This window comes from Paraburkholderia sp. RL17-347-BIC-D, from assembly GCF_046027915.1.
Lineage (GTDB): Bacteria > Pseudomonadota > Gammaproteobacteria > Burkholderiales > Burkholderiaceae > Paraburkholderia.
This window is the reverse complement of the sequence record NZ_JARESS010000063.1, coordinates 16,447-42,671: the sequence shown is the minus strand read 5'-3', so window position 1 is coordinate 42,671 and position 26,225 is coordinate 16,447. Positions and strand designations below refer to the sequence as shown.

General features: G+C 60.8%; 23 protein-coding genes and 3 pseudogenes. 13 read left to right on the top strand and 13 right to left on the bottom strand.

Annotated features, from left to right (window positions below; genetic code table 11):
• The first annotated feature begins 740 nt into the window (after positions 1-740).
• Entirely contained in the window at positions 741-1,541 is an 801-nt protein-coding gene (locus P0D96_RS41840; protein ID WP_459252706.1) for a reverse transcriptase N-terminal domain-containing protein, read from the top strand.
• A 376-nt stretch (positions 1,542-1,917) separates the two neighbouring features.
• Here the strand turns inward: P0D96_RS41840 and P0D96_RS41835 are convergent, their stop codons facing one another.
• The 6 genes from P0D96_RS41835 to P0D96_RS41810 form a co-directional block, all read right to left on the bottom strand.
• Positions 1,918-3,270, bottom strand: a complete 1,353-nt coding sequence (locus tag P0D96_RS41835; protein WP_408181578.1) for a purine-cytosine permease family protein — start codon at positions 3,268-3,270, stop codon at positions 1,918-1,920.
• A 229-nt stretch (positions 3,271-3,499) separates the two neighbouring features.
• Complete coding sequence (locus tag P0D96_RS41830; protein ID WP_408319711.1) at positions 3,500-4,495, bottom strand: 5-oxoprolinase subunit C family protein; 996 nt, start codon at positions 4,493-4,495, stop codon at positions 3,500-3,502.
• Positions 4,485-5,363: a 5-oxoprolinase subunit B family protein gene (locus tag P0D96_RS41825; RefSeq protein WP_408319709.1), complete on the bottom strand. Its 879-nt coding sequence runs from the start codon at positions 5,361-5,363 to the stop codon at positions 4,485-4,487. The genes P0D96_RS41830 and P0D96_RS41825 overlap by 11 nt, the downstream gene beginning before the upstream one ends.
• A complete protein-coding gene (locus P0D96_RS41820) occupies positions 5,360-6,802 on the bottom strand; it encodes an acetyl-CoA carboxylase biotin carboxylase subunit (RefSeq protein WP_408181583.1) in 1,443 nt (480 codons plus the stop codon). Before P0D96_RS41820 ends, P0D96_RS41825 begins: the two co-directional genes overlap by 4 nt.
• Before the next feature lie 5 nt (positions 6,803-6,807).
• The gene (locus P0D96_RS41815; RefSeq protein ID WP_408181584.1) at positions 6,808-7,050 is read right to left on the bottom strand and encodes an acetyl-CoA carboxylase; all 243 of its coding nucleotides are present in this window, start codon (positions 7,048-7,050) and stop codon (positions 6,808-6,810) included.
• A 36-nt stretch (positions 7,051-7,086) separates the two neighbouring features.
• A complete protein-coding gene (locus P0D96_RS41810) occupies positions 7,087-7,866 on the bottom strand; it encodes a 5-oxoprolinase subunit PxpA (protein WP_408181586.1) in 780 nt (259 codons plus the stop codon).
• A 267-nt stretch (positions 7,867-8,133) separates the two neighbouring features.
• Between P0D96_RS41810 and P0D96_RS41805 the strand changes: the two genes are divergently transcribed.
• Entirely contained in the window at positions 8,134-9,051 is a 918-nt protein-coding gene (locus P0D96_RS41805; RefSeq protein ID WP_408287961.1) for a LysR family transcriptional regulator, read from the top strand.
• 45 nt (positions 9,052-9,096) lie between these two features.
• On the opposite strand, the pseudogene P0D96_RS41800 reads toward P0D96_RS41805, so the two are convergent.
• A pseudogene (locus tag P0D96_RS41800) lies at positions 9,097-9,372 on the bottom strand (transposase); the annotation flags it as partial.
• Between the two features lie 405 nt (positions 9,373-9,777).
• Between P0D96_RS41800 and P0D96_RS41795 the strand changes: the two are divergent.
• The 10 genes and pseudogenes from P0D96_RS41795 (at position 9,778) to P0D96_RS41750 (ending at position 19,429) form a co-directional block, all read left to right on the top strand.
• A pseudogene (locus P0D96_RS41795) lies at positions 9,778-11,168 on the top strand (amidase family protein).
• 18 nt (positions 11,169-11,186) lie between these two features.
• Positions 11,187-12,074 (top strand): polysaccharide deacetylase family protein, encoded by an 888-nt coding sequence (locus P0D96_RS41790; protein WP_408319706.1) that lies wholly within the window; start codon positions 11,187-11,189, stop codon positions 12,072-12,074.
• 51 nt (positions 12,075-12,125) lie between these two features.
• Positions 12,126-13,463 (top strand): MFS transporter, encoded by a 1,338-nt coding sequence (locus P0D96_RS41785; RefSeq protein ID WP_408181591.1) that lies wholly within the window; start codon positions 12,126-12,128, stop codon positions 13,461-13,463.
• Between the two features lie 28 nt (positions 13,464-13,491).
• Positions 13,492-14,265 carry an SDR family NAD(P)-dependent oxidoreductase gene (locus tag P0D96_RS41780; RefSeq protein ID WP_408319704.1) on the top strand — a complete coding sequence of 258 codons (774 nt, stop codon included), beginning with the start codon at positions 13,492-13,494 and terminating at the stop codon, positions 14,263-14,265.
• Between the two features lie 30 nt (positions 14,266-14,295).
• Positions 14,296-15,054, top strand: coding sequence for an SDR family NAD(P)-dependent oxidoreductase (locus tag P0D96_RS41775; protein ID WP_408319702.1), 759 nt, complete (start codon positions 14,296-14,298; stop codon positions 15,052-15,054).
• 33 nt (positions 15,055-15,087) lie between these two features.
• Positions 15,088-15,435 (top strand): hypothetical protein, encoded by a 348-nt coding sequence (locus P0D96_RS41770; protein WP_408319700.1) that lies wholly within the window; start codon positions 15,088-15,090, stop codon positions 15,433-15,435.
• Positions 15,432-16,514: a CobW family GTP-binding protein gene (locus P0D96_RS41765; RefSeq protein WP_408319698.1), complete on the top strand. Its 1,083-nt coding sequence runs from the start codon at positions 15,432-15,434 to the stop codon at positions 16,512-16,514. Before P0D96_RS41770 ends, P0D96_RS41765 begins: the two co-directional genes overlap by 4 nt.
• A 48-nt stretch (positions 16,515-16,562) precedes the next feature.
• The gene (locus tag P0D96_RS41760; protein WP_408181598.1) at positions 16,563-17,768 is read left to right on the top strand and encodes an ABC transporter substrate-binding protein; all 1,206 of its coding nucleotides are present in this window, start codon (positions 16,563-16,565) and stop codon (positions 17,766-17,768) included.
• Between the two features lie 19 nt (positions 17,769-17,787).
• Positions 17,788-18,882, top strand: coding sequence for a GntR family transcriptional regulator (locus P0D96_RS41755; protein ID WP_408181600.1), 1,095 nt, complete (start codon positions 17,788-17,790; stop codon positions 18,880-18,882).
• A 235-nt stretch (positions 18,883-19,117) separates the two neighbouring features.
• Positions 19,118-19,429, top strand: coding sequence for a hypothetical protein (locus P0D96_RS41750; RefSeq protein WP_408181602.1), 312 nt, complete (start codon positions 19,118-19,120; stop codon positions 19,427-19,429).
• A gap of 53 nt (positions 19,430-19,482) precedes the next feature.
• On the opposite strand, the gene P0D96_RS41745 is transcribed toward P0D96_RS41750, so the two are convergent.
• The 6 genes and pseudogenes from P0D96_RS41745 to P0D96_RS41720 form a co-directional block, all read right to left on the bottom strand.
• Complete coding sequence (locus P0D96_RS41745; RefSeq protein WP_494478618.1) at positions 19,483-19,881, bottom strand: H-NS family nucleoid-associated regulatory protein; 399 nt, start codon at positions 19,879-19,881, stop codon at positions 19,483-19,485.
• Positions 19,858-19,935 (bottom strand): annotated as a pseudogene (locus P0D96_RS41740) (H-NS family nucleoid-associated regulatory protein); the annotation flags it as partial. The gene P0D96_RS41745 and the pseudogene P0D96_RS41740, both read right to left, overlap by 24 nt.
• A gap of 673 nt (positions 19,936-20,608) precedes the next feature.
• Positions 20,609-21,316, bottom strand: coding sequence for an ABC transporter ATP-binding protein (locus P0D96_RS41735; RefSeq protein ID WP_408319695.1), 708 nt, complete (start codon positions 21,314-21,316; stop codon positions 20,609-20,611).
• Positions 21,306-23,123 carry an ATP-binding cassette domain-containing protein gene (locus P0D96_RS41730; RefSeq protein ID WP_408319693.1) on the bottom strand — a complete coding sequence of 606 codons (1,818 nt, stop codon included), beginning with the start codon at positions 23,121-23,123 and terminating at the stop codon, positions 21,306-21,308. Before P0D96_RS41730 ends, P0D96_RS41735 begins: the two co-directional genes overlap by 11 nt.
• A gap of 14 nt (positions 23,124-23,137) precedes the next feature.
• Complete coding sequence (locus P0D96_RS41725) at positions 23,138-24,013, bottom strand: ABC transporter permease subunit (RefSeq protein WP_408181608.1); 876 nt, start codon at positions 24,011-24,013, stop codon at positions 23,138-23,140.
• A gap of 27 nt (positions 24,014-24,040) precedes the next feature.
• Complete coding sequence (locus P0D96_RS41720; protein ID WP_408287938.1) at positions 24,041-25,270, bottom strand: urea ABC transporter substrate-binding protein; 1,230 nt, start codon at positions 25,268-25,270, stop codon at positions 24,041-24,043.
• Between the two features lie 691 nt (positions 25,271-25,961).
• Between P0D96_RS41720 and P0D96_RS41715 the strand changes: the two genes are divergently transcribed.
• The gene (locus P0D96_RS41715; protein ID WP_408181611.1) at positions 25,962-26,153 is read left to right on the top strand and encodes a GTP-binding protein; all 192 of its coding nucleotides are present in this window, start codon (positions 25,962-25,964) and stop codon (positions 26,151-26,153) included.
• The last annotated feature ends 72 nt before the right edge of the window (positions 26,154-26,225 follow it).

Below are 26,225 nucleotides of genomic sequence, written 5' to 3'. Positions count from 1 at the left end.
CGCGTTTGAGTCCTCACGGCGGGCCAGCCTCTACCTCGCGGAGTCATACTGACTAGTGTCTAAAAACGGTTATCTATCAGAGGCTTGGTGAATCCGTGTTTCGGGGAAATGTTGCAGCACAGGAGATCCTTGCTGGACAGGGCTCTGTGGGCGATGAGCGCCAGAAATTACTGAGATGGACCCGACGCCTCCCCCGGGGGACACTAATCGACTCAACCGGACGTCTGGATGGAGGTTCATCATGGAAATCGATATTCTCGGCATTGATCTCGCCAAACAGGTATTCGTGCGACCTGCAAGTCGCGTGAGTTTCTGTCTCACAGGTGCAGGTATGACCTGATGAAACCGGTTGTTCCATCAACCGTTCCCTACCCGGACATGCGGAGTTGGTAACAGCTCGGTGTGAAGCTTCGGGGACAACGTAGCCGCCGGGTAGCCGGTACGCCGTGCCGCGAGGCAAGGCGGAATCTGCCAGCACGAAGGCGGAGAGGAGCAAGGGATGAGTGGATACGACCAACATATGTGAACTTCCGCTAAACGTCGTGAGTTTGAACAAGCCAAACGTGCTGACAGGCTTGAACCAAAACGGTACGCGGTGAGGAGTGGTCTTTGAATACTGGGCCGCCATGGACAATCAGCCGCCGGCGAAGAGGAAGGGTCCGCCCCGCTCGGAGATTCATGCGGAACAGGGTAAGCCCATAGTGCTGCCGGCATCGGCAGGCGAACCGCAAGGAACGCTGTTGGCGCTGTGGGTAAAGGAATGCGGAGAAAGCGAATGCCCGGCTGTAATGGACGGGATACGGGCTGCAACATCGCTCGACGCGAAAGCGGGCAGACTTCCCTGCGGTCATTCATGGCGAGAGAACCTTGACCAATCGTTATACGAGGGAAGGCAGATGACGGCGATCGGCGCGAAAGCGACCGGGGCTGGTGCGCCCTCGCGCGCTGCACAGATGTGGGATCAGGCAAACTGGTCGCACGTCGAGGCAGATGTAAAACGACTTCAGGTGCGTATCGCCAAGGCAGTTCGGGAAGGCCGATGGGGCAAGGTAAATGCATTGCAACGTCTGCTAACCCGCTCGCATAGCGGCAAGATGTTAGCCGTGAAGCGGGTGACGGAGAATCGCGGCAAGAGAACGCTGGGGGTGGACGGCAGGATATGGTCATCTCCGGCGGCCAGATGGAACGGAATGTTGTCACTTCGACATCGCGGCTATCGTGTGATGCCGCTGCGACGCGTTTACATTCCAAAGAGTAACGGCAAGAAGCGTCCGCTGGGAATTCCCTGTATGCAGTGCCGGGCGATGCAGGCGTTATGGAAGCTCGCTCTGGAACCGGTGGCGGAGACACTGGCGGCCCCGAATTCCTATGGATTCCGGCCCGAGCGCTCGACGGCCGACGCCATCGAACAGTGCTTCATCACTCTGGCAGGCATAGAGTTCATGCATCGCATTTGCAAAGGACACTTCAACCTCGCGAAGCTAAGCCTCAAGGATACCGCTGCGCCCGCTGTGTGGGATGCCGTCCTGACGGTTCGATAAGACTTACTTAGTTATACGAAACACAACGACCCGGACCGCCTATTTGCACCAGAACCTCAACCTCTGCCGAGTTGCCCGCCACGGGGCACATCACGGCCAATGAGAGATGGTGGGCAGTGAGGCCTTCATGTTGAGTCTTTTGGCCTGTGCGGTCGGTCGCTGATGCAGATCGCAGGCGATAACGGCGGACTTCGGTATTTGGTTTGAAACAAATGGATGTTCGGACCTGCGCCGGCTGTGAGTCTTCCTGACAGCGTACCAAAACACAATGCGGCGCTAGACCAGCGACACTCCGCTGGCCATCATCTGCTCCTGGCGACTAGGTACCCTGTACCGACGCAAAGGCAGATCACCGCCTTCGATGTCTGCCTGCGCTCTAGCCACGCACGAACCACGTTCGTTTGGCCGAAGTGAGCATGCCCCGGTACACAAGCCAGGAGACGAGAAAGCTTGCTGGCGCGGAGAACGACTGCACAAGTCCCGGGACATTCATCAACACAAGACCGGCGAACGCACCTGCAAACCATGCGGTCAGGCCGCCTGGATTGAAAGCAGGCACGTGCGAATCGCGGCATTCGACTTCCCCGCCGATCAGTTCGTCGTAGCGTGTCGAACGGATGTGTGCGAGCGCCACACCGACCCACGCGACCACGAAGATTCCCTGATACGCCAGCGCCTGCAGGATCTTCGAAAATACATCGGCCATCATCAAGGCATAAACAGCCACGCCGACAACCAGCGCCCACACGAACTTCGGCGCGCGAAGGCCGAGTACTTTCTGAGAAAAAGCCTGCATATTGATGGCCGCGAGATAGTAGTTCGCGGTATTGATGCGCGACTGCGTTACCCACACGAACAGCAGACCCCAGACCCCCATCAGCTTGAGCAGCGCAAGCACAACGGATACTTCCGAAAGTGTGCCGAGGCCTGGAATCGTACTGACCAGATAGATGCCGACCGCTCCATTCAGCAGGAACGTGACCAGATAGAACGGCATGCCAAAGTTGAAGCGGCCGTGGTAACCCGCGTCCTCCTTGCGGCCAAAACGGGCGTAGTCGAAAGTGAACATCATCAGCACCCAGACGCCCATGTAATAGACAAAGCAACTCCACCAGCCGTTGGCCGGTGCGTTGCCTTTCGGGCCGAAGTCGAGCCACGCTGCGTTGTAGCCATATTCATGGGTAGCCAGCGCGACGGCAGCGACCAGCCCGAGCAGATAGAACGGCAACAGTACGCCGTTGAACTTGTCGAGCCAGTGCTGCACGCTGCCGAACACGAGTGGCACGCTGTAGCAAACGACGATCAGCGCCGCCCACCGGTAGTCGAGCACAGGAAAAAGACTGTGCGCCGCAACAGCGATCACGGACCCTTCGAATACCGCGTAGTAGATCGCAGTCGCGAAGAAGATCAACGTGGCGAGCGCCGCACCTGCGCTGCCGAACAAGACCCGCGAAAATAGCGCGACGGACAGGCCGGTGCGAACCGCGTAGCGGCTGATGATGGAATTGACAATACCGTACGACACCACCGATAGCGCCATCCCGATCAACGCGTTGCGCGCACCGTAATTGAGTGCAAGCGTTGCGCCGACGACAATGTAGAACACCGCGCTGCAAACCGCCCACCAGGCCATCGTGAGCGAAAACGCCGGCATGCGGGCGTTCTCCTGTATAGCGATGGTCGATTGATCCAGATCGCTTTCGGCGGGTTCCTGGGCCAGATTGGCCATGATCGTGCTCCTCAATGCATCTGCAGGTTTGGGAACGACGCCGTGATAGCGACCGTGTTCGGTGCCATGGCGACGAGTGAAAGAAAGACAACCGGTACGGCACAAAATGACGGACGTGTGCGTCCGCGTGCGGCGCATGGCGCCGCACGATCTGATTCGCGAAAATGCACTTAGGGATCACGGGGCCGGGCGCGCAATTCAACCGGCCCGAGAATGCGCTGCTTGCGCGCTAGCGCAGCAACACCTCGCGCAACCGTGCAAGCCGCAGTTGGGCATCGCGGCGGGCAGCGAGCGCCTGCGTCATGGTGACGGGCAGGAAGTGCGCCTGATGGTTCGGTTGCATTTGCCCGATCAGATCCATGTCGGCGCTGATGACGGTGCCGATCGTGGCGTAGCCGCCGCCGGACACTGCGTCACGGTGCAAAATAATCGGTTCGAGTCCGGCAGGGACCTGGATTGAGCCAATCGGATAGCAGGCATCGACAATGTTTGAGGGATCGGAGCCCGCGCCGAACGGCTGCTCGCGCTCGCGAAACTTAAGTGGCCGGCCCTGCTTATAGCGGTAACCGATACGGTCTGCTTCAGGGGCGACAGTCCACGTGTCTTCGAAAAACGTGATGGCTGACTCATCCGTCAGACGGTGATGATAGAGGCCAGGCAGCACGCGCAATTCGACTTCCCGAGCGAGCGGCGTACGCAACCGTTCTGGCAATTCCGTGCCTTCACGAGCGGGCCCTCGGGTACGCCCGATTCCGAGCCGGTCGCCTTTCTGCAGGCGCCGCCCCTCGTGGCCACCGAAAGCCCCTAGCGTGTACGTGGAGCGGCTTCCGAGCACCATCGGCACATCAACGCCGCCGGCCACCGCGAGACAGGCCCGCGCACCGCCTTTCACATAATCGAACGTCAGCGTGCTGCCTGCCTTGATTAGCAGGGCGACGTTGCATGCCTGGGCCACGCCGTCGATCTTGGGTTGCATTTCAGCACCCGTCACGGCAATCAGCGCGTCCGCATGAAACAGCAGCTGAGGACCAAGCAGCGTGCATTCAAGTGCGGCCGCACTTTCGGGGTTACCCACCAGGAGGTTGGCCGCACGCAAGGCGTACTGATCCAGCGCGCCGGAAGGCGGAATGCCGACATGGTAATACCCTTGGCGGCCCGTATCCTGCACCGATGTAGCCAGTCCGGGCTTGACGACCTCGATGGCATGGAGAGGGTTAGTCGGCATTGAGCACCTCGATCAACGAACGGTTGTAGGCTTCAGGGTCGCGCATAAATGAGCCGAGCGAGAAATTCACATCGCGCACCCGCAATGAAAAGATCCCCGCATCGACAGCGGCCAAGGCTTTGTCGTAAGTGTCGCGATCGATCGGCTTGAACTTGACGATGTCACCGGGGCGGAAAAACACCATGAAATCGCGCAGGTAATCCAGACGCTGCGCCGGATCGAAGATCGGTGCGGGCGTCACGCCGAACATCTGATAGCCCCCTGCGCCACGCACCGAGTAGATGCAGCCGAAGCACCCCCCGTGGCCAACCGTCAACCTGGGCGTATCGGTGCGAGGCCGCAGATATTTCGGTACCTGCAACTGACGCGCACGTTCGACCATCTGGAACATGAACGGTAAGCCGGCCACGAAGCCCACCATCGAGACAAACCATGGGGAGTCGGAGTGTGCTGCGATGAAGTCTTCGACGTCCTTCTTCCTGTTGATCCGTGCCGCGTATTCCAGATCCGTCGAAGCCGGGTCCTGATGACGCTCGCGAAAACCCATCAGTGTCTCGTTCGTCCACGGATCGTTGTAAAGCACGGGCACCTCGACAATGCGTGTGGCGATGTCCAGTTCCGTCGCGCCGGCGACCTCGGCCTCGATCTGTTTGAGCAGCGCGAGGAGCGTGTCCGGCTCGATCACGTCTGGATCGTAACGAACCTGGAAAGATGCGTTAGCGGGGCAGATTTCGGTCACGCCGTCCACTTTGCGGCGCTGCAGTTCGCGCGTGATCGCGGTCCCCTTGAAGAAGGCTTCGAGCGACATGTCTTCGCTGATCTCCACGAAGATGAACTCGTCGCCACCGAATGTGTATCGGATCGTCATGCAGCCTCCTCGTTCAGGTCCGTGGCGGCCACCCGTTTGGCGCGCCAGTCTGTCATCCATGCTTCCAGATAGTTGGTGTCGTAGCGGCCGGCGCGAATGTCGTCGTCTTCAAGCAGCGCGCGGTGCAGCGTCGCGGTGGTCTTGATGCCCACGATGCGCAGTTCGCTCAACGCCCGCTTGAGCCGCGCGAGCGCTGCAGGCCGGCTTTCGTCAAAGGCAATCAGCTTGGCGAGTAGCGAATCGTAGAACGGCGGGACGGTGTAACCCTGGTAGAGCATCGAATCGATGCGCACCCCTGGGCCCGCCGGCCAGACCAGTTCGTCTATGCGGCCGGGGTTCGGACGAAAATCCTGCTCGGGATCTTCCGCGTTGATCCGGCATTCGAGCGCGGCACCGCGCAACACGATGTCATTCTGGCTGAAACGCAACGGTTCGCCGTCCGCGATACGCAGCGTCTCACGCACCAGATCGATTCCGGTGACGGCCTCGGTCACCGGATGCTCGACCTGGATGCGTGTATTCATTTCAATGAAATAGAACTCGTCGCGCGTTTCATCGAACAGGTATTCCAGCGTTCCGGCACTGCGATAGCCCACCTGCTTTGCAAGCCGCGTCGCGGATGCGCACAGCGCATTGCGCAGCGCCGGCGTGAGCGAGGGTGACGGCGCCTCTTCAAGAATCTTCTGGCGGCGCCGCTGCAGCGAGCACTCGCGTTCGAACAGATGGACAACGTCGTTGCCGTCGCCGAGTACCTGCACTTCGATATGCCGGGCGCGTGCGATGAATCGTTCGAGATACACCCCGCCGTTGCCAAACGCCGCATGCGCCTCGCGTTGTGCAAGGGGCAATTCAGCGTCGAGTTGTGCAGCGTCGTGTGCCACCCGAATGCCGCGTCCGCCGCCGCCGGCTGCCGCCTTGATCATCACCGGGTAGCCAATCCTTGCTGCGATCTCGCGCGCTTCGTCGAGCGACAGGACGACACCGTCGCTGCCCGGGACTGTTGGTACATCGGCGCGCTGCGCGGTTTCCCGTGCATTTGCCTTGTCACCCATGGTTGCAATGACGCTCGACGACGGGCCAACAAAGATCATCCCGGCGTTCTCTACCTGCGCTGCGAATGCCGCGTTTTCGGAGAGGAAGCCGTATCCCGGGTGGATGGCATCCGCCCCGCACTGCTGTGCGGCAGCGAGAATCACCGCGGGGTTCAGGTAGCTTTTCGCCGCATGCGCATGGCCGATGTGAATTGCCTCATCGGCCATGCGCGCGGCAAGGCTATCGCGATCGGCATCGCTGACCACCGCGACCGCCCGCATACCCAGTTCGTGTGCTGCGCGGATCACCCGCACCGCGATCTCGCCGCGATTGGCAACCAGCACCGTACGGATTCGCTTCGGCTGATAGAACATGCCTGAGGAGCCGCCCGTGTTTGACGTGTTCATCCTGTTCACCCTTCAATCCGCATCAAGACTTGTCCTGCATCGACCGGCTCGCCGTCGTCGACAAGAATATCGGTGATGCGGCCCGCCACGCTTGTTTCGACATCGCTGAACTGCTTCATCACCTCGACGAGTCCAACCACCGCGCCGCTTTCGACAGATGCGCCTGTTTCGACGTAGGGCGCGGCCTCCGGCGACGCCCGCCGATAGAAGGTGCCAGGCAGGGGGCTGACGATATCGTGTAGTGCCATAGGGATGCTCCTCAAGTCTCTTTGGGGTAACTGGAATTAGCGGGCGGCCGCAGATAAGGGGGCTGCCACACGGATATCGTGATTGGCCAGTGTGGCGCGAGTGGCCTCGACGAGTTTGAGGGCGCCCGGCGTGTCGCTGTGAATGCAGACCGAGTCGAAATCGATATCGATGTCGTCGCCGTCGACTGTGGCCACCCGTCCTTCCACGCAGGCTCGCAACACCTTCGCCGCCACCTGAGCCGGATCGAGCCGTCCGACGCGTCGGGTGAAGACGATCGAGCCGCTGCGATCGTAGTCGCGGTCGGCGTAAAACTCGCGGATCACCGGCTGGCCGAGTTCGCGCGCAATCCGATACGTCACCGACGCTTCCATGCAATACAGCAGGAGCGTCGGATCCAGCGTCTGAAGCGTCCCGATCAGGAGGCGCGACAGGTCCTCGTCGCGTGCGGTGAGCATATAAAGCGCTCCGTGCGGCTTCACGTGTTGCACGCTGACGTTGTACAGGCGCGCGAATTCGCGCAGTGCGCCAAGCTGGAAAATGATGTCGTTGACGAGCGCCTGCGGCGTCTCGGCGATGTTGCGGCGTCCGAAGCCCACCAGATCGCGAAATCCCGGATGTGCGCCGACACCGACACCTGCCTGTTTCGCGAGTTGCACCGTACGCGCCATGATGTTGGGGTCGCCTGCGTGAAACCCGGTCGCGATGTTGGCCGAGCTGATGAGGGGCATGATGTCCTCATCGACGCCATCACCGATCTTCCATGAGCCGAAACCTTCCCCCATGTCGGAATTCAAATCGACGCTGCGCTTGTTCATGCTAGATCTCTCCTGGTTCAACAGCCTGGTCAGCTTGAAGGACGCGCGCCAGACCCGTTAAGGGAACGTTATCCGCTCGCCGGCTGCCAAAATAGTTCTATTTTTATATGGCACGTTATCTGTTTTTTCGATAGCTTCAGCGGCGCAAGGAGGAGCGGAAATCGGGCTTATTGCGGACTGGTCAAGGGAAGCGGAGGCGGATTCCATTCTGAACACTTGCGGGATTAAGATATTGCGCAGTGCAATATCATTTTTTCAGGTGGCCCCATGGCGCTGACTCTCCGGCAACTGAAGTACTTCGTCGCCACGGCCGAACTCGGTCAGATTTCGCAGGCGGCTATTCAACTGACGATTTCGCAATCGGCAGTGACCAATGCCATCAAGGAGCTCGAGGACAGTCTCGGCACGCAACTGTTCATGCGCACCGCTTCCGGCATGACCTTGACCAATACCGGGCGACGTTTTCTCAATCAGGCGTACACGATCCTGTCGTCGGTCGATGAGGCCATGCGCATTCCGAATCTCGAAAGCACGCTTACGGGCACGCTGACGCTCGCCGCAAGCTATACCGTGCTCGGCTATTTTCTGCCGCATCATTTGCAGCGCCTGAACACGCTCTATCCGCAACTCACCATCCAGTTGCACGAGTTGAATCGCGAGTCGATCGAAGAGGGATTGATCGCAGACCGATACGACATGGCTGTGCTGCTCACATCGAATGTTGCGAATCCGGAGTTGGTACTTGAGCCGGTCATTCATTCAGTGCGGCGCCTGTGGCTGTGTGCGCAGCACCCATTGTTAAAGCGCGAGAACGTTACGCTCGCCGATGTCGCTGCCGAACCATTCATAATGTTGACCGTCGACGAAGCGGCTTTTACGGCTTCGCGTTACTGGAACGAGACGCCGTACCGACCGAACGTGAAGCTACGCACATCGTCCGTTGAAGCGGTGCGCAGCATGGTGGCAAATGGAAGCGGCGTGGCGATCCTGTCGGACATGGTGTATCGCCCTTGGTCGCTGGAGGGCAGGCGCATCGAGACCGTCCAGCTGCGCGATCCGGTGCCGCCGATGAGCGTGGGTCTCGCATGGCGCAGAAGCGCCGAACTGAGTCCGGCGATGCATGCGGTGCGCGAGTACTTCCGGCATACATTCATGGAACCTCGGGCGTTCACCGGTAGCAGCTGAAGCACTGAAGTGGCGCGCGCAAGCGTTGTTTCCCGCAGCAATCGCGATCTCGTTGACCTGCCGTAACTCACGAACTTCCCGCTCAAGTTCCTTAGGCCGATCCTGCTCCTACGTGCTCGTCGCTGGGCGCAAGCCACGATCCCGTTCAGCCTGCCGCACCCAGCTTCGCAGCGTCTCTCCCGAGCAGCCGATCTTCGCCGCTATCGACGCAATCGCTTTCCATGTCGACTCGCGGGCGCCCTGCTGCTCCAGCACCATCCGCACGGCCCGCTCACGCACTTCCGGCGAGTACCTTGGTGACTTCTTCTTTACGTTTTCCATAACTCCATTCTCTCAAACGTTGGAGCCTCCGGAAAACCCGGTGCGATTCAGTCTGAAGCAGTTCGCTGCTTAACGCGTTGGCGTCGACCATTTCCGACCGACCTCAGTTTGCCCTGTCGCGTCTTGATGTTGATATTGCGCGAAACCGCATTTGTGGGGCTTTTGTTTTCCGCGGCATGACGGGCCACTGCCTGCATGAGCCACGCAAAGACGCAGCATGCGATGTGCCAAAACATCCGCGGCGGTTCCACAAAGTACAAAACCTCAAACGCCCCCACCGGCTTTCACCCGGATGCGCAAATAAGGGTAATCCCCCATATCGTTCATTAATTTGAATTCATTCAATATAAACGTATCTTGTTGACGACATACATTTAAATCGCTCGCGAAACGGACACCCGGCACATGCCAGCAGACTTTCCGACCGCCCTCAGCCTGTCGAACGACTACGCCCTCGGCTGCGCCCACCCCGTCAGCGTGACGGAGTGCGCGCTTGAACGCGCCACCAGCGTCCCGGAAGCGTTCATCGTCCTGACCCCGGAACGCGCACACGCTGAAGCCGCGCAATCGGCCGCGCGCTGGAAAAGCGGCGCGCCTTTGAGTCCGCTGGACGGCGTGCCGGTCGCATGGAAAGACCTGTTCGATATCGCGGGCACCGTCATCACGGCCGCGTCGGCGGTCAACGCGAAGCACGTCGCCACGCACACCGACGCTCGGCTCGTCGCCCACGCCACCCGCGCCGGCATTATCTGCATCGGCAAAACCAACCTCCCCGAGTTCGCCTTTTCCGGCCTCGGCCTCAACCCGCACTTCGGCACGCCGGTGAACCGCGCGCTCGACAGCGGCTCGCGCGCGCCGGGCGGCTCGTCGTCAGGCGCGGCGGTTGCGGTCGCGGCCGGGGTTGTGCCGCTTGCCATCGGCACCGACACCGGCGGCTCGGTGCGCGTATCCGCCGCCTTCAACGGCATCGTCGGCTATCGCGCGAGCACCGCGCGCTATCCGAAAGACGCACCTTCGCACTGCCCCGCACGCTCGACACAACAGGGCCGCTCGCCCGCACCGTCGCCGACAGCATCGCGTTTGACTCGGCCGTACGCGGCATCACCTCGCCCGCGCCGATTATGCCGGCGTCGCTCAAAGGCCAGCGCTTCGTGATCGACCCTACGTTCAGCGAACGACACGCGGTCAGCCCATCGGTGCTCGGGCAACTCCACGCGGTCGTCGAACGTCTGCGCGACGCGGTCGTCGAACGTCTGCGCGACGCGGGCGCGCAAGTCGACGCGCGCCGCCTCGCAACGCTCGACCAGTTGCACGAACTGATCCGCATGTACGGTTGGCTCGGCGGTCTCGAAGCCTTCAATGTGCATCGCGCGTTGCTCGATTGGCCTGACGCCGAATGCATCGATCAACGCGTGCGCACGCGTCTCGAAGCGAGCCGAGTCGTGCCCGCCGAGCGCCGCGCTTTCCTGCGCGAGCAACGTCTCGCGATGATCGCGTCGTTTCGCGACGAACTCGCCGACATCACCCTTATCGCTCCCACCGTGCCGCACGTCGCTCCGTTGCGCGCACCGCTCGAAGCCGATCCCGAACTGTTCGCGCGCGTCAATCTGCAAACCCTGTCGATGACCATGCCCGGCAGTTTTCTCGACACGCCCACCGTCGCGCTGCCCTCCGGCACCGACGCCGACGGCCTGCCCACCAGCGTGCAACTGATGCGCGCGCAAAACGACGACGACGCGTTGCTGCGCATCGCGCTGTCGGTGCAACACCACGCAAACTGCAGTTCTGAAATCTGAAACAAGGAGGAAGTACAGATGGCCAAGGAAATCCTGATCACCTTCGGTATCGACGTCGACGCGGTGGCCGGCTGGCTCGGTTCGTATGGCGGCGAAGACTCGCCGGACGACATCTCGCGGGGCCTGTTCGCGGGCGAGGTCGGCTCGATGCGTCTCCTCAGGCTGTTCGAACGCGAAAAACTCAAGACAACCTGGTTCATTCCGGGTCATTCAATCGAGACCTTTCCCGAGCAGATGAAAGCGGTCGCGGACGCGGGCCACGAAATCGGCATTCACGGCTATAGCCACGAAAACCCGATCGCAATGACGCCCGAGCAGGAAGAAGCCGTGCTCGACCGCAGCATCGAACTCGTCACGCAACTGTCGGGCCGCCGCCCGACCGGCTATGTCGCGCCGTGGTGGGAATTCAGCAACGTGTCGAACGAACTGCTCGTGAAAAAGGGCATCAAGTACGATCACAGTCTGATGCACAACGACTTCCATCCGTACTACGTCCGGGTCGGCGATAGCTGGACCAGGATCGATTACAGCAAGCACCCCGATACGTGGATGAAGCCGCTGGTACGGGGCGCGGAAACCGATCTCGTCGAAATTCCGGCCAACTGGTATCTCGACGATCTGCCGCCGATGATGTTCATCAAGAAAGCGCCGAACAGCCACGGTTTCGTGAATCCGCGCGAAATCGAAACGATGTGGCGCGACCAGTTCGACTGGCTGTATCGCGAGCACGACTACGCGGTGTTCCCGATCACGATCCATCCCGACGTATCCGGCCGTCCGCAAGTGCTGCTGATGCTCGAACGTCTGATCGCGCATTTCAAGTTGCACGACGGAGTTCGCTTTTGCACCTGCGATGAAATCGCCGACGACTTCCTGCGCCGCCAGCCACGCGTCAAACCAACCTGAACCCGGCGCGATTCAAAGCGCTATGTGTAGCGTCCTTATCGGAGCATTGAGATGAAAGAAAGTGCCTTGACCCGCGCCGGCTTCAGGCTCGAAAAGATCCTCCCGGTCGACGTGAAGCGCGCCACCGTGGTCGCGTTTTTCGCGTGGGTGTTCGCGGTGTACGACTTCATTCTGTTCGGCACGCTGCTGCCGGAAATCGGCAAGCACTACAACTGGGACGCAGCGACCCAGGCCGAGATCGCGACCTTCGTGGCGATCGGCACGGCGATCATCGCGTTCGGCATTGGCCCCCTGCTCGACCGCGTGGGACGAAAGGCCGCGTTGTTGTGGACCGTCGCGGGCGCGGCGCTGTGCTCGGGTCTCACTGTTCTCGGCGGTGCGATGGGCCAGTGGCCGCTGGTGCTGATCCGTTCGCTGTCGGGCCTCGGTTACGCCGAGGAAACCGTCAACGCGACCTATCTGAACGAACTGTACTCGGCCGCCGACGACCCGCGCCTGAACCGCAACAAAGGCTTTATCTACAGTCTCGTGCAGGGCGGGTGGCCGATCGGCGCGCTGATCGCCTCGGGTCTGACCGCGCTGCTGCTGCCGCGCATCGGCTGGCAAGGCTGCTTTATCTTCGCGACGTTCCCAGCTATCGTCATCTTCTTCATGACGCGACGCTTGAAGGAAAGCCCGCAATTCCTCCTGCACAAACGCATCAAGCAACTGCGCGAAGAAGGTCAGGACAAGGACGCGCGCGCGCTCGCCAGCGAACATCGGGTCGACTACGAACAACACAGCCGCGCGGGCCTGCGCGAAGCGTTTCGCGGCGACGCGCTGCGCGCGACGCTAGTGCTTGGCGGCGGCATTCTGCTGAACTGGTCGGCGATTCAGGTATTCAGCGTGCTCGGCACTACCGTGCTGACGCGCGTGCATAACGTGTCGTTCGAAAACTCGCTGCTGATTCTCGTCCTCTCGAACGTGATCGGCTATTGCGGCTATCTGAGCCATGGCTGGATCGGCGACAAGATAGGCCGACGCAACACGCTCGCTATCGGCTGGATGTGCGGTGGCCTCGCATTCGCCGGGATGTTGATGGGACCGAGCAGCTATGCGGTGGTGGTCGCGCTGTACAGCCTGGGTCTGTTCTTTCTGATCGGGCCGTATTCGGCGGCGCTGTTCTTTATCGGCGAAAGCTATCCCACTGCGATTCGCGGTACAGGTAGCTCGATCGTCCATGCGATGGGTCCGGTCGGCGCCATACTCGCGGGTGTCGGTGTGACCTCGATGCTGAATCACGGCGTGGACTGGTTGCATGCGGCGCTGTGGTTCGGTGCGCTGCCCTGCTTCCTGTCCGGCCTGTTGATCTTCTTCGCGAAACACGTCAACCCGGAACGTATTCATTAATTTATCGCCCTTATCGAGCAGACAAGTCATGAGCGAATCACAACGCACTAAAGTCGCGCTGATCACCGGCGCGGCGAGCGGCATCGGCCAGGCGCTCGCGCTTGCGTATGCGCAAATCGGCGTCGCGGTGGTCGGCGGCTACTTTTCGGGCGATCCGCACGACCCACGCGACACCGAATGTCTTGTTTCCGAAGCCGGCGGCCAGTGCGTGATGCATCCCGTCGACGTGAGATCCGCCGCCCAGGTCGACGCGTTCGCTGCCGTCGCACTGGAACGCTTCGGACGGATCGACTTCGCCATCGCCAATGCTGGCCTGCTGCGCGCCGCGCCGCTCACCCAGATGCGCGACGAGCAATGGTTCGAGATGATCGATGTCGATCTGTCCGGCGTGATGCGCACCTTCCGCGCCGCCAGCCGGCGTATGTCGGAAGGTGGCGCGATGGTCGCGGTGTCGTCGATTGCGGGCGGCGTGTATGGCTGGGAAAATCATACGCACTACTCCGCAGCGAAAGCGGGCGTGCCTGGGTTGTGTCGCGCGGTCGCGATGGAACTGGCGCCACGAAAGATTCGCTGCAACGCAGTGATTCCCGGGCTGATCGAAACGCCGCAATCGCTCGACGCGGTCAACTCGCTCGGCCCGGAAGGCCTGCTCGAAGCGGCGCGCGGCATTCCGTTGCAACGGGTCGGACGCCCTTCGGAAATCGCCACGCTAATCCGTTTTCTGACCAGCGAGGACGCGTCATATATCACCGGCCAGGCGATCATCGCGGACGGTGGCTTGACGGTCCGCTGGCCCGGTTGAGTCGCACATCGAGTCAAGAAGAGTCGAACCATGAGCGACACATTTTCACTCGACGGCCGCCGTGCCGTCGTCACGGGCGCGGCGAGTGGCATTGGCGCGGCGATTGCACAGGCGTATGCGGCGACGGGCGCGCGGCTCGTGCTGGCGGACCGCGACGTTACACGTCTCGAACAGCAGGCCGACGCCTGCCGCAAGCTGGGCGCAACGGTGCATACCGTGCAAGCCGATGTCGGCGTCGAAGCGGACGCGAATCGTATCGTCGATACCTGCATCGAGGCGCTCGGCGGCATCGATATTCTGGTCAACAACGCGGGCATGCTGACGCAGGCGCGTTGCGTCGATCTCACCACGGACATGTGGGACGAGATGATGCGCGTCGATCTGCGCAGCGTGTTTTTGTGTACGCGTCGCGCGTTACCCTCGATGATCGCGCAACGCTGGGGCCGCATAATCAACGTCGCGTCGCAACTCGGGATCAAAGGTGGCGCGGAGTTATCCCACTACTCCGCGGCGAAGGCGGGCGTGATCGGCTTCACCAAATCGCTCGCGCTCGAAGTCGCGCCCGACAACGTGCTGGTCAACGCCATCGCGCCGGGTCCGATCGACACCGCGCTGGTCGATGGGATCAGCACCGCGTGGAAAACGGCGAAGTCGGCGGAGTTGCCGTTGCGGCGTTTTGGCCGCGCCTCAGAAGTTGCTCCTGCTGCTGTGCTGCTTGCTTCGGACCCTGGCGGGAATCTGTTCGTCGGCCAGACGCTAGGCCCGAATTCCGGCGATGTGATGCCCTGAGCGGCATTCGTGAACAACTCCTGGAGAAGCACCATGTGCGGAATGTGTGGCTTGCTCGGCGGCGGCAATCACTGGTCGAATACGACGGCGCCCGCCTCTTCAACTGCGGGCTCGGGTACTGGCGGCCGTCCCGATGCTCGACGTCAGCGACTGTTGCAGGCCTCGTTGGCCAATCGGATTCTGGTGCCGCTGCGGCTGCGTCTCGACGACTTTCACGGGCAATCGTTCGTGCTGTCGTCACCGACCGGCGCGAGCGAATTGGTCGGTGATTTCGCGCAGGTATGGAAAGCGGCAGAGCGTATGCTCGGCCGTCCGCTCGATCCGCTGACCCTGTTCGCTGAAACAAAGATCGCCGCTACTTTGGATCAGGAGCCCGCGTGAGCCTCGCCTACGACATTATTCCGGTCACGCTCGTGACCGGCTTTCTGGGCAGCGGCAAATCCACCTTGCTCGCCGACGTGCTCACCGGCGAAGCCGCGCGCGACACCGCCGTGCTCGTCAACGAATTCGGCGAGATCGGACTGGATCACCTGCTGATGGGCGAGGTGGATGCGCAAACCGTGCTGCTCGAGAACGGCTGCGTGTGCTGCTCGATACGCAGCGAACTGAAGGACGCGCTGGCCGCACTGTTTTCGAAGCGCGCGCGGGGGGACGTGCCCGCATTTTCGCGTGTGGCGATCGAAACCACCGGTCTCGCGACGCCCGCGCCGATTATCGCGACGCTGCTCGCCGATCCGGTGATACGCAGTCACTATGCATTGAACGTGACCGTTACCGTCGTCGATGCGGTGAATGCCGAGCTGCAACGCGAGCGCTATCCCGAGTGGCTCGCGCAAATTAGTGCAACGGATCGTATCGTGATCAGCAAGGCCGATCTGGTGGGCGCGCAGCAGGTCGACGCATTGCGCATTGCGTTGGCTGCGTTGAATCCATTGGCGGAAATCGTTACGCGCGCGTCGTCTGCGGATGCGTTAAGAGATTTGCTGTTCATACCAGCGCGTTTTGTACCCGATGCCGTTCAGAGCATGAATAGGATCGGGGCGGGTACGCTGCATCTTGGTGAAGGTGGCGGCACACGTCTTTCCCATCGCGCGGAAACGCAGCCGCAACCGCACACGCAACCTCAAACCCTGAGCAACGCCATCACCTCCACCTGCCTCACCATCGACATCCCCATCGACTGGCAGGTCTTCACCCTCTGGTTCACCCTGCTGCTGAACCGCCACGGTGATAAGATTTTGCGCGTGAAAGGCCTGCTCTCGCTCGAAGGCTCGGACAGACCGGCCGTATTGCACGCGGTACAGCATCTGGTTCATCCCGTTCTGCATCTCGACGTGTGGCCCGACGAACCGCAAGGACCACGCGCCTCGCGGCTCGTATTCATCACTGAAGGCATCGACGCTCATGCAATCGAAAACTCATACCAGCGCTTTCGCGCCGTGCTCGCACAAGCGGCCTGATGCTGCGCGCTCCACCTTCACGTTTTAAGAACCTGTTCAACCCAACCCGTGCGCACCTCGCCCGAAGCACCCGCTATCCATCGCGGAAAGATCGAACTGCGCGTGCTCGGCACGTCGGTGACCTTGCAGGACCATATCCGCAAGCAGGCGGAACAGGACCTCGGCATCAAGCTGCGTTTCATCGTCGAAGATGGCTCGGCCGTGCAACGTAACGGCGTGATGCATCCGCAAAGCTATGATCTGTACGACCAGTGGTTTCACAGCATCGACTGCCTGTGGCCCGCGCACGCGCTGCAACCCATCGACCTCACGCGCATCACGCGCTGGGGCGAGATCAACTCGCTGCCGCGCGCCGGACGGCTCGGCAAACGCGTGTGCACCGGCGCGGGCTCGGTGCCGGCGGACCGCCTTTATGTGCAGCCGGACAACTCGCTCGGCCGCCAGCCCAGTGAGCGCATCAGCATGCTGCCGCTCACGCATAACGCGGACAGCTTCGTCTATCTCGACGATACGCTGCCCGCCGCGCTGATCGAGCGCGGCGAAAGCTGGTCGTGGCTGCTCGCGCCCGAACTCGCCGGACGCGTCGCATTACAGGCCGACGCCGCGATCGGCGCCATCGACGCCGCGCTCGCCGTCGAAGCAAGCGGGCTGATGCAGTTCGCGGACATCGGCAACCTGAGCATCGAAGAAATCGATGCGTTGATCGCCACCCTGATCGACTACAAACGACGCGGCCATTTCGCGGGCTTCTGGTCAAGCTTCGCCGAAGCCGCACAACTGATGATCTCCAACAAGGTGGCGATCCAGAGCATCTGGTCGCCCGCTACCGTCGAACTGGAAAAGGCCGGGTTAAAGTTCAGGCTCGCGAGTCCGCGCGAAGGCTATCGCGCCTGGTTCGGAGGCCTGTCTCTATCACGCGCGACCAACGGCCGCGTGCTCGACGCCGCCTACGCCTATCTGAACTGGTGGCTCGATGGCTGGGCCGGTGCGACGATGGCGCGGCAAGGCTTCTACATCGCCAACCACGAACGTTCGCGTGACTACATGAGCGACGCCGAGTGGGCTTACTGGTACGATGGCAAGGCTGCGGCGCACGCGTTGCCGGGCCCCATCGGCGAGCATCTGGTGGCCGCCGGTCAGCGCCGCGACGGCGGCAGCTACGTGGCGCGCATGGGCCGCATCGCAGTATGGGACTCGGTGATGGACGAGCATAATTATCTGGTGCGCCGCTGGGCCGAATTCAGGCGCGCGTGACGACGTACTCTATCAAACGATGACACGACGCGCAGGGCTAACCGCGGGGCCGAATGCTTCCGCGAACGAAACGGCGACCCGCGAGACCGTTGAATCCAATAGCGAGATTATCGCCGTCGAAAGTGAGACGCGCCTGCGTTATCGGCTGATTCACGATCAGTTGAAGAACGCGATTTTGCGTGGGCGGATCGCGGCCGGACTCGTACTGCTTGAAGGGCCGGTTGCGCGGATCTTTGGCACGAGTCGAGTGCCGGTCAGAAAGGCGTTCGAGTTGCTGCACGAAGGTGGACTGTTGCGCACGTTCGAGGGGCGCGGCTATCTGGTGGTCGGACCCGATGGGCCAGACGGCCCCGATCCACAGCCCCTGCGCGTGCCGCTCTCTGAAGCGGCGCTCGGCTTCGACGAAGCGCCTGCGCCACTCGCCCTACCCTCCATCAGCGAACGCATTTATCACGACCTCGAAGCCACGGTGTCGATCGGCATTGCGTTCGGCCATTTTCGTATCGACGAATCCGAGGCCGCTGAGACTTTCGGCGTGAGTCGCGGCGCGGTTCGCGAAGCGCTGAGTCGTTTGCGCGATCTCGGCCTGGTCGAGAAATCGGCTTACTCGCACTGGATGTGCGGACCGCTGACCGCGCGCGCCGTGCGACACGATTATGAATTGCGCTCGCTGCTGGAACCGGCAGCGTTGGCAGCAAGCGCGCCGCTGCTGTCGCGCGACACCTTGAACGCATCGCTTCGGGAAGTGGAGCGCGCCATTGCTAACCCGGAGCGCGTAGATTCGGAGGCATTGCAGCGGCTTGAAAACAGCCTGCATGTCGACTGCCTGCGTTGTGCGCCGAACAAGAAGCTGCTTGAGACAATCGGGCACGCGCATATGCCGCTGACCGTAAATTACGCGTTCTATAACGCGTTCGATCTGCATCCCGATACGGCGACGTTGATTGAACATCGCACCGTGCTAAGGTACTTGCTGGACGGCGATGCGAATGCAGCGGCGGACGCGTTGCGCATTCATCTGCAAGCAGGACAGAAGCGCACGCTGCAACGTCTGAAGGTGCTCGCCGTGTTGCCTGAACCCGATCTACCAGGCTTCATGCAGCGGATCGCATAGCGCTTCAAGGTGCCCGCGAGATGAGCCGACTAGCCCTCTTCTGGGCAATTTCAATTCTCGCCGAGCGGCCCGTCGGTTCAGTCCGTTGCTGGGCGCGCCGTATCTCGGCCGGCGACTGCTTGAACGGGTTGGCCCTGGCCGGCATCCCTCCCTCCGGGTCGCGCTTGCACTGTCTCTTGTCACGGAGACAGGTGGGCCTCCGGATTACGAGGGCGGACACGTCATTCTGGGCGACGTGCTGAAGGACGATACCGCGAGCGAGCCGCTGCGCAGCATGGCAGCAGCGGCTATTGCGGACAGTGCGCGGCTTGGTCGTGGCATGGACGCCGACCTTGAGATGGCCAAGGACATGTATGCCACGGCCTTGGAGCTTGGACATCGCTCAGCCGCGTACAACCTTGGTTTGTGCTGGGAGGGGTACTGGGACAGAAGTGCTCCCGGCGACGTCGTTCCTGACAGCTCAAAGGCCGCACAGGCCTGCAAGCGCGGTGGTTCGAACGCAAAATGCGCCGCGCGTCTGGACGCGCTGCGGGCCCGTTCGCGGTAGACCCCATCAATCGCGCATCCCGACGCAACGAAAAGCGAGCTCTGTGTCCTGGCTTACGCGGTCGCTTGAGCAGTCATAGGTTCTGGCGCGGTTGCGACAGGCAATTTCGTAACCGCCTTTTTGGCGCCAACCAGTTTCTTCACCGGTGCCTTCTTCGCTACCGCAGTCGTTGTTGCGGGCTTCTTCGCGACGGCTTTCGGCTTGCTCGCAGCGGCAGAATCCGCAACTCCGCTAACGCCATCAATCAAAAACCTCGAACGTTCTTTGGCACCAGCAAGCCACGCCGGCGCCCGCCCACGCCCGCTCCAAGTCGCGCCACTCTTTGGGTCACGATAAAGCGCAGGCTGCGGACCGCGGACGTAATTGCCAGCAGCCTTCGCTTTGCTCACAGGTGCCGGCATCGCCTTACCTCCATCAACAAGGAATTTATCGCGATTTTTTGCGCTTGCAATCCACTGGGGTGCCCGGCCATGTCCGGTCCACGTCGCGCCACTCTTCGGGTCCCGATACTTGACCGCGGCAGTGCCCCCTTTGCCGACAGCCTTGGCTCCAGTGCGTCTGAAAGTTCGCCCGCTGAAGAAGCTGAAGGACGCCGCGGTCTAAACCGGACCGCCGGAGAGGAAGCCCCTCGCGATGGAAGTCTGAGGGGCTTTTTTGTTTCTATGCCTGCCCACATGCAACGAGAGCCGTTCCGTGACGTCAAGTTGATTGCGTCGCAAACGGATTGATGGGCTGAACCTTTCGGCGGTCCTTAACGCGATCAAGCATCTGGCATGAACCAAGACGGCCACGAGTGCTGGCAACTTCTGCCTGGGGGCGGCAATTTTTCTTGCTCCCCCGGTATCGGTGACGAGCACGCTGGCTCCGCTATCGCGCAGGCGGTACTCCAACGCTTCCTCTCCAAACAATGCGAAGAGCGGAACGGAAAACGCGACTTCCTTGCGTGACACCGCGCTTTCGCAGGCAGTTCGCTGTCTGATTGCTTCTCCGCCGGAGTTCGCCGAAGGAGACGCGAGTGATGTGCCCGTTGCCGTGCTCGTGAATCAGCGCCAGCTGCTCCGGGTCGAGCGCCGCCCACTTATTGCACACAGCCACCCCAATGTTGTACTTTTCGGGAATGTTCCAGCGAAATTCTTTAACTTCAGATTCGTAGCTGGTGTCTCCGCGTAGCATACATGGTCAAACTCCCAGGTACTGCCGCTGTAGGTCGGCATCGTTGATTATCTGTTCCGGCTCACATTCGAAGACAACACGACCTTTGTCAACCAGTCGGCAATGCGCGCCCATGCGGGCAACAAACTCCAGATTCTGTTCGACCACAATGACCGCGATGCCCTCACGTTCATTGATTTTCCGGACAGTCGCAGCTATCTGGTCAACGATTGAGGGTTGTATCCCTTCGGATGGCTCGTCGAGAAGCAACAACGTTGGGCGTGTGATGAGTGCCCGTGCCAGAGCCAGAATCTGTTGCTGGCCGCCACTTAGCGAATCCCCGCGCTCGTCGGCTTTTTCGCGAAGCATCGGAAATTCGGAAAGCAGCCCGTCAACCGCTTCGCGCCAGTCGCTGCGCTTCGTGCCGAACGCCGCCGCTTTCAGGTTGTCGAGCACCGACAAGGATGGAAAGATGTCGCGGCCCTGGGGAACGTATGCAATTCCCCGGTGGGCACGCTTGTGCATTGGCATGTCTCGTATCGACGAGCCATCGAAGTGAATCTCGCCTTGCTGCACCGGGATGGCTCCAACGATGGCACGCAAAAGCGTCGTTTTTCCGACTCCGTTTCGCCCAAGGATGGAAATCATCTGCCCCTGCTCCAGCTCCAGGTCGAGACCGTGCAACACAGGCGTTTGACCGTAGCCGGCGCGAAGGTTCTTCAGTTCAAGCGACATGCCCATGTCCTTGTCGCCCCAGATAGATGTCGAGAATCCGCTCGTCGCGTCGCAGTTCTTCAAGCGACCCGGATGCGAAGACGTTTCCCTGGTGGAAGACGGTGACGGGAACGTCCAGCGCCCGCACAAATTCCATGTCATGCTCGACGACGATGACCGACACACTCTGTCCGAGCAGGCGCACCATCGCAGCCATGCGGGCAGTCTCCTCCCTGGTCATTCCAGCTGTTGGCTCATCGAGCAGTACCACCGAGGGTTCAGCAGCGATGACCATGCCAATCTCCAGCCACTGCTTCTGCCCATGGGACAGCGACCCCGCAATGTCATCCGCCCGGTGCGCGAGTGCCAGCCAGCCCAACATTTCCGCGGAGCGAAGGTCGGCCGCTGCCTTGTCTCGTCGACGCCCATACGCGGCTAGCCAAAGGTTCTCGCGTACCGACAGTTCAGTGAAGATGCTGGCCACCTGCAGCTTGATTCCTAGCCCGTTCCTCACCCGGTCGTGTGACTTCATATGGGTAATCGGTCGACCGTCAAGTTCGATGGCGCCGCGATTCGGAGGAAAGCGGCCGACAAGAAGGTTGAAGAACGTGCTCTTGCCCGCGCCGTTCGGGCCAATTAGACAATGAACGCCCTTCTGACCGAAGTTGACTGTTGCCTTCTGCACAGCTCGAACGCCGCCAAAGCGCTTTTCCAGTCCAGTGGCGCTGAGTGCGGCGCCGCTGGACTCGCTGCGAAAAGGCAGCTCTGCAAATCCCTGTTCCTCAGGCAGTGGAACATTGGCGGCCGCTGCGCCAGCCGAACCCGATTTCCGTTTTGCGACCAGGAGTTTGGCTGAGGCCGGAACGATTCCAGACGGCAAGAAAAGAACGACCGCGATGAGCACGACGCCAAGGACGATGGGTGTTGCGTCTCCAGCACCACCGCCCAGCGCGAAGGACAGCGACTGTACGAGCAAGGTTCCAATGAAGGCTCCAGCGAATGACACCCGACCGCCAACCAGGACCCAAATCACCACCTGCGCTGCCAATGCCAGTCCGAAGACCACCGGGCTTATGAACATAGCCCATGCGGCGTAGAAGGCACCCGCGATACCGGCAATCGCTCCGCCAATCGTGAACACTACAAGCTTACGGAGCCGGACATCGAAGGCCAGAAGTTGAGTGCGCAACTCGTTCTGCGTGAGAGCGGTAAGAACACGGCCAAACGGGCAATGAAGGAGAACGTACAGGCCTGCAACAATCAATGCGCAAACCAGAATCACGGTGGAGTACGACTGAACGACTGTCAGGGCGCTCCCGGATTCCCCGAGGGGCAAGGTGATGGGTGGGACGCCCGAGATTCCGTTGTAGCCGCCGAGTTGAGCCTCTCCAATATGGTATTTGGGGTCAGCCGTGCTCGACAGAACGGTGAAAAGCACGAGGGTCATCGCGAGCGTGATGATTCCGACGTAGACGTCGCCGACGTTGCCATAGAAGATGAAGTATCCAACCAAGGCCGCCAGCGCCGCAGTCGCGAGTGCTGCAACGACGACCGAAGATACAGTCTCATTGGTAGCGGGCAAGATGTTGATGGCTGCGACGCTGTACGCATAGGCGCCGATTCCGAAGAAGGCGCCTTGTCCGAAGCTGAATATGCCACCATGCCCCCAGACCAGCGTAAGGCTGGCTGCAAGCAGCCCGAATAGTGCCCAGTTCGTCGCTTGTAAGGTCGCGAATTCCGGCATCGCAAATCCAAGCGCGAGAGCGAGCAGCGCGACGACTGCGCAACCGATGAGGCGCAATTTCAAGGCACGGTTTGATGGAATCATGGTCAGCGTCTCATTCAGAGTTTGCGCCGCAGACGACCCGAGATACCAGTCGGCAGCACGCGTACAAGGCAAATGGCCAGGACCAGCAGAGCCGCTTGTCCGAGGAACGGGGTAAACAGGTATGACACCACGTTCTCGACTCCGCCAAGCAGCGCAGAAGCCGCGGCGGCGCCGGTCAGCACGCCGGAGCCACCCACAACCACCGTCATGAACGCACGAGCGATATATGCCTCTCCCATCGTTGGCATCACGCCTACCATCGGGGCAAGCAATGCGCCAGCCGCGCCCGCAAGCGCTGCACCGAACATGAACGTTAAAGAGTTGATGCGTCGCGGGTCGATGCCGACGGCCGACGCCATCTGGGGTCTCTGAACTGCAGCCCGTGCCATGACGCCGTACTTCGTACGCGTGAACACCGCATAGACGAATGCGAGGAGTGCGAGCGCGGCCAGAATAAGAATGACGGAATAGGCGGAGACGGAGTACTCGCCGAGGTGGATGCTTCCACCCGGAGTGGCAATTCCTTGCGTCGTGGCGCCAAATACGAAGACTGCGCCTTGCGACATGATGAGACTGAGTCCCCACGTCGCCAGCATGCTGTCCATCAGGCGGCCATACAGGAATCGAATCAATGCCCGTTCGACTACCCAGCCGAAGGCCGCAACGGCGAGCGTCGAAACCAACATTGCAACGGGCAGAGGAAGGCCACCCCTGACACCGGCAAGCGTTCCGAACGCGCCAAACATCAGAAACTCTCCATGGGCCAGGTTGATAATCCCCATCATGCCGAAGAGCACTGATAGCCCGAGCGAGACCAACACGAGAATTGCGATGCTGAGTCCGACGGACACAGCCATATTGATGAACCAACCTAGGCTTGAGGCTTCCATGTCTATTCGTCCGTTACAGTACGTCGTCTAGTTGGCTTTAGCCGAAGGCGTGAACTGCTTTGCGGTATTGGGTCGTGCAACAAGGTCGCACACGGTTCGTTCATAGCTCGGCGGAACAGATTTCTCCTCGCCAATAACCGTGAACCCATGCTTATCGTCAGCGCGCGCAATGTGGACGTTCTGAACCACATGGTGTGTCGGACCGTCTACTGTGACCTTGCCTGAAGGACCGTCGAAGCTGACACCACTTTCAAGCGCCTTAATGACCTTCTCGCGGTCTGTGCTGCCTGCCTTCTCGACAGCCAAGGCCCACAGGTGCCAACCGTTCCAGACGGCTACAGCGCTGTCTGTGATGTAGGGGTAGTTGGCTCCGTAAGCCTTCGCCCACGCCTCGCGGAACTTCCTGCTGCCTTCAGAAGAGCCCTCTTGAAAGTAGGGAAAGGCGACGACGATGCCGCTCGCTTCCTTGGGACCCAGGACCACCTGTTCGTTTCCCAGTCCGAACGTCGCGGAGACAATCTGCATACGGCTCGACAGGCCTGCGGACGCAAACTGTCGATAAAAAGCGATGTGGTTGCCACCAACCAGAAGAGAGAGCACCACGTCAGGTTTCGCCTCCTGCAGTTTCGAGATGACCGAGCCGAACTCGCTGACATCAAGCGGAATGAATTCGGCGCCGACGACACTACCGCCAGCTTTTGTCACATACTGCTTCACCCAGTCCGTCGAGATATGGCCGTAGTTGTAGTCGGCTGCCAGAACGTAAAACTTCTTCTTTCCGTTCTTAGTCGCCCAGTCGACAAGCGGCGGGATTTGTTGAGAGGGAACAATGCCGGTGAGGAAGACGTTTTTGTCGCAAACGCCTCCTTCATACTGCTCGTTGTAGAAATACAGTGTCTTGTTGCGGTCCGCTACGGGGCGGACGGCCTCGCGCGAAGCACTGGTGATGCCGCCCATGATGACGGATGCATGGTCTCGGAGCGCGAGCTGGTTCGCATAGCTTGTGTACTTCGCGTTATCTGACTGGGCATCGTAGGTAACGAGCTTGAGCGGACGTCCCAGCACCCCCCCGGCGTCATTGATGGACTTGACGGCAAGCTTCGTAGCATCTGCCATCGCCTTACCGTACACGTTGAGCGCACCAGTCTCATCAAGCACGCTGCCGACAACAATCGGCTCCTTGTCCGCGGCTATCGCGGGGTACTGCGTTGAGAATGCCAGGCAACATAAAGCAAGCCAGCGAAATGCTCGATTCATAGAATCTCCGCGAGAGTAAAGGGCTGTTCGAAGCCGAGTGCGTCCCGAAATCGACGAGGCAAGCCGGGCGACACGAGTTACATTGTTGCAGCAATGGATGCCCGTACGTTGTGAGGCGCGCCGTGGCATATGCCACGTTGCCTTACGGCAGCAGCAACGCGACAGCCCGTTCTCTGCTTGTTTTGAAGATGGTCTGCACGGGTCCACTGCGGAAGGATGTGGTGTTTGTGACAGTAACAGGCCGGCACCTGGGCTCGCTTGCATACCACGGACAACCGGATAGTCCCGGTACGCCATATCAGGGTGATTGCTGATGAATCGAACGGACCCGATGACTGGCGTTCCCACACTTCACGTCACGCGGCAGGTGGCTGTCCGTTTAAGACAATGACCAGGCGTCCCGCAGTCAAACCGGCCTGACGGCGGCGAATACCAGGGTTACATGGACTCACCTGTAAGGACTGGCATGAACGCGAAAATCGAAGATTCCCGGACAAGGGTCCGATGCCGCATTGCGGGTCCACCGAAGAAATTCTTACGGAGAAAGCACCATTGACCCGGAGGCGTGGGACGTCCTTGTTCACACCCTTGAAAGCAGAATCCGGCCTGGAACGGCACCAATTTCAGACGCACCGCGCCGACGTGATGCGTTACCACTGCGCTTTCATATGCTAGCTTTGAGAGAAAAGTCGTGCTTCAAGGCGTTCATATGGTGGTGCGCCCAGATGCGGGGCAGCCTTGGAATCAGCAGGAGCGCGTCTCCCGCATGGTCTTCATCGGGCGTCGCTCGCGCGCGCCGGAACTCAAAGAGGCGCTCGGGAGCTGCCTCGTTCAATCCGCACTGACACCGGCGCTGCAGGAACGGGTCAGGCATCGATGCTGATAATCGCGGGGGTTCTTTCTGCCCATGCTCCCCACAAAAGACCTCACCTGTTGGCAGCCGGCGCAATGCCGT

Bases quoted from the DNA above. Each gene is read 5' to 3' on its own strand.
- P0D96_RS41835 (WP_408181578.1), bottom strand. From the start codon at position 3,270: ATGGCCAATCTGGCCCAGGAACCCGCCGAAAGCGATCTGGATCAATCG.
- P0D96_RS41830 (WP_408319711.1), bottom strand. From the start codon at position 4,495: ATGCCGACTAACCCTCTCCATGCCATCGAGGTCGTCAAGCCCGGACTG.
- P0D96_RS41825 (WP_408319709.1), bottom strand. From the start codon at position 5,363: ATGACGATCCGATACACATTCGGTGGCGACGAGTTCATCTTCGTGGAG.
- P0D96_RS41820 (WP_408181583.1), bottom strand. From the start codon at position 6,802: ATGAACACGTCAAACACGGGCGGCTCCTCAGGCATGTTCTATCAGCCG.
- P0D96_RS41815 (WP_408181584.1), bottom strand. From the start codon at position 7,050: ATGGCACTACACGATATCGTCAGCCCCCTGCCTGGCACCTTCTATCGG.
- P0D96_RS41810 (WP_408181586.1), bottom strand. From the start codon at position 7,866: ATGAACAAGCGCAGCGTCGATTTGAATTCCGACATGGGGGAAGGTTTC.
- P0D96_RS41805 (WP_408287961.1), top strand. From the start codon at position 8,134: ATGGCGCTGACTCTCCGGCAACTGAAGTACTTCGTCGCCACGGCCGAA.
- P0D96_RS41790 (WP_408319706.1), top strand. From the start codon at position 11,187: ATGGCCAAGGAAATCCTGATCACCTTCGGTATCGACGTCGACGCGGTG.
- P0D96_RS41785 (WP_408181591.1), top strand. From the start codon at position 12,126: ATGAAAGAAAGTGCCTTGACCCGCGCCGGCTTCAGGCTCGAAAAGATC.
- P0D96_RS41780 (WP_408319704.1), top strand. From the start codon at position 13,492: ATGAGCGAATCACAACGCACTAAAGTCGCGCTGATCACCGGCGCGGCG.
- P0D96_RS41775 (WP_408319702.1), top strand. From the start codon at position 14,296: ATGAGCGACACATTTTCACTCGACGGCCGCCGTGCCGTCGTCACGGGC.
- P0D96_RS41770 (WP_408319700.1), top strand. From the start codon at position 15,088: ATGTGCGGAATGTGTGGCTTGCTCGGCGGCGGCAATCACTGGTCGAAT.
- P0D96_RS41755 (WP_408181600.1), top strand. From the start codon at position 17,788: ATGACACGACGCGCAGGGCTAACCGCGGGGCCGAATGCTTCCGCGAAC.
- P0D96_RS41735 (WP_408319695.1), bottom strand. From the start codon at position 21,316: ATGTCGCTTGAACTGAAGAACCTTCGCGCCGGCTACGGTCAAACGCCT.
- P0D96_RS41730 (WP_408319693.1), bottom strand. From the start codon at position 23,123: ATGATTCCATCAAACCGTGCCTTGAAATTGCGCCTCATCGGTTGCGCA.
- P0D96_RS41725 (WP_408181608.1), bottom strand. From the start codon at position 24,013: ATGGAAGCCTCAAGCCTAGGTTGGTTCATCAATATGGCTGTGTCCGTC.
- P0D96_RS41720 (WP_408287938.1), bottom strand. From the start codon at position 25,270: ATGAATCGAGCATTTCGCTGGCTTGCTTTATGTTGCCTGGCATTCTCA.